5 protein-coding genes are annotated in these 6,458 nt (G+C 56.1%); 2 read left to right on the plus strand and 3 right to left on the minus strand.

Annotated elements, in window-relative coordinates; translation table 11 throughout:
* Window positions 1-32: 32 nt before the first annotated feature.
* The 3 genes from B9A24_RS12610 to B9A24_RS12620 form a co-directional block, all read right to left on the minus strand.
* Window positions 33-494: a YDG/SRA domain-containing protein gene (locus B9A24_RS12610; RefSeq protein WP_084446377.1), complete on the minus strand. Its 462-nt coding sequence runs from the start codon at window positions 492-494 to the stop codon at window positions 33-35.
* A 9-nt stretch (window positions 495-503) separates the two neighbouring features.
* Window positions 504-1,736 carry a M16 family metallopeptidase gene (locus B9A24_RS12615; protein WP_084446378.1) on the minus strand — a complete coding sequence of 411 codons (1,233 nt, stop codon included), beginning with the start codon at window positions 1,734-1,736 and terminating at the stop codon, window positions 504-506.
* A gap of 177 nt (window positions 1,737-1,913) precedes the next feature.
* Window positions 1,914-2,954 (minus strand): glycosyltransferase family 9 protein, encoded by a 1,041-nt coding sequence (locus B9A24_RS12620; protein ID WP_084446379.1) that lies wholly within the window; start codon window positions 2,952-2,954, stop codon window positions 1,914-1,916.
* Window positions 2,955-3,258: 304 nt separating this feature from the next.
* On the opposite strand from B9A24_RS12620, the gene B9A24_RS12625 reads away from it, so the two are divergent.
* Together B9A24_RS12625 and B9A24_RS12630 are read left to right on the plus strand one after the other, a co-directional pair.
* The gene (locus tag B9A24_RS12625; protein ID WP_084446380.1) at window positions 3,259-4,548 is read left to right on the plus strand and encodes an aminopeptidase P N-terminal domain-containing protein; all 1,290 of its coding nucleotides are present in this window, start codon (window positions 3,259-3,261) and stop codon (window positions 4,546-4,548) included.
* Window positions 4,549-4,865: 317 nt separating this feature from the next.
* A complete protein-coding gene (locus tag B9A24_RS12630) occupies window positions 4,866-6,353 on the plus strand; it encodes an OmpA family protein (protein ID WP_084446383.1) in 1,488 nt (495 codons plus the stop codon).
* Window positions 6,354-6,458 lie beyond the last annotated feature (105 nt).

The following is a 6,458-nucleotide window of genomic DNA, read 5'->3' on the forward strand; positions in this document are numbered from 1 at the left end:
GAATACTTACATAATGACTGAGGAGTTGGCGGCTATCGGGTCGACAGAATTCTTTCCAGCTTAAATCGCCAGATGCGGAATCCCGATTTCCCCGTTTCCTGCCAGTACGCCGTGATGCGGTACAACCCATCATAACGATAGAAAAAAAGCCCCCCAGTGCCCTGAATACGGCGTACTACCCGCACGGGCTGGTCGGTGGCTTGGCTGCGGGCTAGTTCGAGGTTGGCACCAGTCATCGTTTGATCGGCTACTTGTTGGCCCGAGGAGCTGCTGCGCCCGCCCTGGCCCGTGTACAGGATAACGTGGCCCAAGTCCACATCATCCTCATAGCATTCGGCCAATACAATGGATTCGGCGCCTAAGCCGCTTCTCGCTCCAATGCCGGCACGGGTAGGCCGGTGTACGCCGGAAGCGCTCAGCTCCAGTCGATTCAGAAACTCGTGCCCTTCCTGAATACCGGCAATTTCTCCAAAAATGGCAGGCTGCCTGGCCATCGGTGCGCCTTACTCCGGCACGTATTGCAGCACGCTCAGATTGTCGTCGCGCAGCACGTCATTGGCTAGCTCACTCAGCTCGGAAGCGGTGATAGCGCGGATACGATCGAAAATCTCGGTGAGCGGCTCCACCCGGCCAATGTCGAGGGTGCTTTTGCCGAGGAGCTGCATCAGGCCGCTGTTGCTTTCCTCCGACATGGCTAGCTGGCCCATCAGCTGCTCCTTGGCCGTGTGCAGCTGCAGGGAGCCCAGGGGTTTTTCGCGCAGGGTTTTCAGCTCTTTCTGCACCAGCGCCACGGTGCGCTTCACTTGCTTTTTCTCCGTGCCGAAATAAATGCCAAACATACCCGTGTCGGTGTAGGGCGAGTAGGTGGCGTCGATGGTGTACACCAGGCCATATTTTTCGCGCACTCCTAAGTTCAGGCGCGAATTCATGCCCGGACCGCCCAGGATGTTGGTCAGCATGAAAAACGGGATGCGGCGCGGATCTTCAATGGCGTAGGCCGGGCCGCCAATCAGGCAATGCGCCTGCGTTATGGGCTTGCGCTCCAGCTGCTCCATGCGCTGATAAGACGAGAACGGCGTGCGCGGACGCTCACCCAGACGAGCGGGCAGCGGCGCCAGGTATTTCTCGGCCAAGCGCTTCACTTCCGTAAACGGTAGGTTGCTCACCGAACTAAATACGAGCCGGTCCGTGCGAATATTATCGGCCAGGAACTGCCGGAAATCCTGCTGTTGAAAGCCCGATACGCTCTGGCGGGTGCCCAGAATGTTGTGGCCCAGGGCATGATTACCAAAAATAACGGCGTCGAAGTCGTCGATAATGGCGTCCTCGGGGGCGTCGTGGTACATGGCCATTTCCTCCAGAATCACGCCGCGCTCCTTCTCAATTTCGCGCTCCGGGAATACGGAGTGGAAGGTGAGGTCGGTGAGCAGTTCGAAGGCGCGCTCGAAGTGCGTGCTGAGCAGCGACGCGTAAAAGCAGATTTTCTCTTTCGTGGTGTAGGCGTTCAATTCGCCCCCCACGGTTTCGAGGCGGTTGAGGATATGGAAGGAGCGACGCTTTTCGGTGCCTTTAAATGCCATGTGCTCCCAGAAGTGGGCCAGGCCTAATTGGTGCAGGCCCTCGTCGCGCGAGCCAATGTCGAGCAGGAAGCCACAATGCGCGATTTTGGTGTGTAGTACTTGTTTGTGCAGCACGCGGATGCCGTTGGGCAGCTCGTGCAAATCGTAATCGGCCATTTAATATGGGCTTGGAGTCGTGAAAACAGGCGGGGCAAAGGGGCTAAACGTAACCAAAATTTTGCCCCCTGACTAGTAATAACCAGCTTGTGGCTTGACTGGTTTCCTTCTGTTTTTTGAAGAATCAGAAAGGGTGCAAAGGTACAAAAAAGCCCCCCGCCACAATATTCCTTCGCCTTAGTGCTGGGCCGAGGCCCAGGCTTCGGCCTCGCTTAGCGCATCAATAAGCTGCTGCGTTTGGATGCCGCGGGCGCAGTAAAAATGACCCAGGGGGCATTTCTTGTGCCCGTGCAAGCCGCAGGGCTGACAATCCAGCTGTTCTTCAACCTGCACTACCCGCGAGAACGGACTTAGCGGTCCGAAGCCAAAAAACGGCACCGTAGAACAAAAGACCGCGCACGTAGGAGCCCCTATAGCGGAGCACAGGTGCAAAGGGGCTGAGTCGTTCACGTAATTAAGGACCGCCCCGCGCATTAGCGCCGCCGACGCCAGCAGGGGAAGCCTACCCGCCAAGTTTACGACCCCGGCCCGCCCGCCTTCCTGGCGCAGCCGCTCGCACACGGCGCTGTCGGCAGGGGCACCCAGCAGATATACGCTGTAATGAGGCGGTAGTGCCCGTAGCAGTTTCAGCCATTGCTCCTCCGGGAATTGCTTCGTAAACCAGACCGACGTGGGCGCGATGCAGACATAAGGGCCCCGATTAACATACGACGCGACGGTGGACTCGTCGGCAGGCGTGGGAAAAAGGCGGGGCGGCGTAAGCGGGGCTTCGGTTTCAGGGTAAAGCAGATGCAGATTGCGTGTCACCTCATGAATTCCCTGGCCCATGAGGTGGGGCGTAACCTGCGTAAACGCAAACGAAAGCGGGTTTTTGTCGAAGCCAATGCGCTTGGGTGCGCCCGAAAAAGCAGTAAGAAAGCCCGTGGAGGCAAAGCGCTGCAGATTGATCACCCGCTCGTAGTCGCCGGCCCGAATACTGCGCAGCAAGCGCCACAGGTCGCGGTACTTATGGTTTTTCTTGTCCCAGATCAGCACATCGCGCACATGCGGGTGTTGCTCTATCAGGCCCTCGTTGCCTTTGCGGACCAAGAAATCGACGGGCGTGTTCGGCTCAGTCTGGCGCAGGCGTTCCAGCAAGGCCGTAGCCAGAATAACATCGCCAATAAAAGCGGTTTGAATGAGCAGAATGGCGCGGCGCGGGTGCGACTTGGGCGGCATCAGAAACGAAAAGGAGCGAGCAGAGCGGGGGGCGAAAATACCTAAGCTACCATAGGATACAAGCTTATGGCAACCCCAAAAAGCTCATATTTTTGATTTTAAAGCAATAACACCAAATAGCCTGCTTAAAGTGCAGCCAAAGTCAGAATGTGCGGAGCTGCCAACATAACGAATGAATAAGAGGGAGGCCATTCGTCCTGAAGCGCCGCGTGGTACTTGTGGAAGTATGCGGCCTTAGGCTCATTCTTCTAACTTGCAACCGCGCCCCGGTGCGTATTTCTTTCTCCCAAACCCAGCCCGTCTTATGCGTTACGGACCCCTTGATCCCCAGCTTTTTATTGAAAACCGCCGCAATTTCGTTCAGCAGCTGCTGCCGGCGTCGTTGGCCATTTTTCACGCCAACGACACCATGCCCACCAATGCGGACGGCACGATGGCGTTTCGGCAAAATAATGACCTGTTCTACCTTTCCGGTGTAGATCAGGAAGAGAGCATGCTGCTTTTATTTCCCGATGCCAAGCTACCCCAGCACCGCGAAATCCTGTTTTTGAAGGAAACCAGCGAGCATATTCTCATTTGGGAAGGCTATAAGCTGACCAAAGACGAAGCCCGCGCCAACTCCGGTATTCGCACCATTCTGTGGCTCGACAGCTTCCAGCAGGTGCTGCATGCGCTGATGAATGAGGCGGAAAACGTGTACCTCAATACCAACGAGCACATTCGGGCCGTGGTAGAGGTAGAGACCCGCGATGCGCGCTTTATTAAAGATATTCAGGCGAAATACCCGCTGCATCAGTACCGCCGCGCCGCGCCGCTGCTGCACCATCTGCGGGCCATCAAGAGTAAGGAGGAAATCCGGCTGATGCGCGAGGCGGCGAATATTACGGAGAAGGCATTTCGTCGTTTGTTGGGCTTCGTAAAGCCGGGCGTGTGGGAATACGAGATTGAGGCCGAGATTCTGCATGAGTTTGTGCGTAACCGCTCCCGCGGTCCGGCTTACGGCAGTATTATCGCCTCGGGCGCCAGCGCCTGTATTCTGCACTATGTGAGCAACGACCGCCAATGTCAGGATGGCGACGTGCTGCTACTCGACTTTGGGGCCGAATACGGCAACTACGCCGCCGACCTGTCGCGCAGCATCCCTGTGAATGGCACGTTCACCAAGCGCCAGCGCGATGTATACGAGGCCGTGCTGTCCGTCATGAAGTTTGCCACCTCGCACTTAGTAGCTGGCAACAATATAGAAGACTACCACGCCGCCGTGGGCCAGCACATGGAGCAGGAGCTGATTAAGCTGGACTTGCTCAAGGAAGCGGATGTTCGCAACCAGGACCCGGCCGCGCCTCTCTATAAAAAATACTTCATGCACGGCACCTCTCACTACTTAGGCCTAGATGTGCATGATGTGGGGGGCAAATACCGTACGTTTGAGCCGGGCATGGTATATACCTGTGAGCCGGGTATATACATTCGGGAAGAGGGCCTGGGCATCCGGCTGGAGAACGATATTCTCATCACCCGCAGCCAGCCCGAGGATCTGATGGCCACCATTCCGCTGGAACTAGCCGACATCGAGCGCCTCATGGCTCAGTAAGGGCAGCAGGTACCAGACAGGCCTAAAAAAGGGGCGCTCCACCAAAGAGCGCCCCTTTTTTAGGCCTGTCTGAACAAAAAAACTGTTTTTTTTGAAAATTAAAAAAGATAAATATTTCTTTGCACTCCCATAGGCAAGCCTGAAAATCAGGCCGAAACGCTGTTTTGGTGGAAATAAGTTCAGAAAAATGCCCCCTATTTGAGTCCGCAACAACAACCTTATTCGTAATGGAAAGTATAGGCAGTCAGTTAAGGCTCTTATTCAACCCCGAAAAGCTGCTAAAACCAAAGAAAATGTTTTCACCTAACCTGTATGCTATGAGACACCTTCTAGCAAAATCTGCGGTCTTGGGATTAGCGCTGCTAGCGGCGGCCCCCGAGGGTCACGCGCAAAGCGCGGACCGCAAGACCGGCATTAGCCTTTACGGCAGCACCCTGCAATACCACGGCGACCTGGGCTCGGAGTGGTTCAAGTCCAACAAGATCGAGTACGGCGGGGGCATCACCCTCTCGCGCTATATCACACCGGGCATCGACATCGGCATCGCCGCCAACTACGGGGACATGAAGTTCTCCACCAAGGTGCTCAAAGGCATTGAGGATTTGCCCCCCGCTATCCGCCGCTTCGACGCGAACGTGACCACGATTGGGGTGCCCATCAAGTTTAAGCTCAACAACGGCTGGGCTTTGAAAGAAGATGCCGTATTCGCCCCCTACCTGAGCTTAGCGCCAGGCCTGATGATTGCTTCCTCAGATAAGTTCTCTAATGTGGGTGGCGGCGAGCAGAACCTCGGCAACCGCGACCACTACGCGGCTTACATCCAGGGCAATGCTGGTATTGCTCTGAATTTCTCGCCTTCGTTCGGCATCTTCGTGCAGACGGGCCAGATTTATGCCGCTACCAACACGATTGACAACGTAGACAAAGGCGACCTGAATGACCGCTACCTGCAACACTCGGCTGGTATCACCTACAACTTTGGCAAGCCCAAAGATGAGGACATGGACGGTGTACCGGATCGGAAAGACAAATGCCCTGCTACTCCAGCCGGCGTAGCCGTGGATGAAGCTGGCTGCCCACTTGACGGCGACGGCGACGGCGTACCTGATTATCAAGATAAGTGCCCCACCGAGAAAGGCCTGGCTAACCTCGAAGGTTGCCCAGACCGTGATAACGACGGTGTACGTGATTCCGAAGATGAGTGCCCAGACCAAGCTGGTACGGCTGCTCTCCGTGGTTGCCCCGATGCTGATGGCGACGGTGTAGCTGACAAGAACGATACCTGCCCTGATACTCCTGCCGGTACGCAGGTTGATGCTACGGGCTGCCCCGTAAACCTCGACCAGGACGGTGATGGTGTGAAGGACGACATGGATAAGTGCCCCGGTACTCCGGCTGGTGCTACGGTAGACTCTACTGGCTGCCGCGTGATTGAACCAGCGTTGATGCAGAAAGTACGTCCCGTACAGTTCGAGACCAACAGCACGGTGATTCGTCGCCAGTCGTATGGCACGCTTGACAACATGATCAAGATTCTGGAGCAATACCCTGAGTATAGCCTCCGCATCGCTGGTCACGCTGACAGCCGCGGTACGAATGAGTACAACCAGGGTCTGTCGGAGCGCCGTGCGGCCTCGGCCAAGCGCTACTTCACGGGCAAGACAGTTGATCCGAACCGTATCACTACGGTAGGCTTCGGCGAAGATCAGCCCGCTGCACCGAACACTTCGGCTGCTGGTATGGCTAAGAACCGCCGTGTAGAATTCACCTTCGAGTTCTACATTCCAAGCCAGCCTCAGCCTTAATCGTTGACCGGCTTTAGCCCCAAAAGCGGCGGACCTATCTGGTCCGCCGCTTTTTTTGCCCTGATGTTGGAATGAATAGCATTGCTTCACAAAAAAGACCGACCG

The organism is Hymenobacter roseosalivarius DSM 11622 (assembly GCF_900176135.1).
Classification (GTDB): domain Bacteria; phylum Bacteroidota; class Bacteroidia; order Cytophagales; family Hymenobacteraceae; genus Hymenobacter; species Hymenobacter roseosalivarius.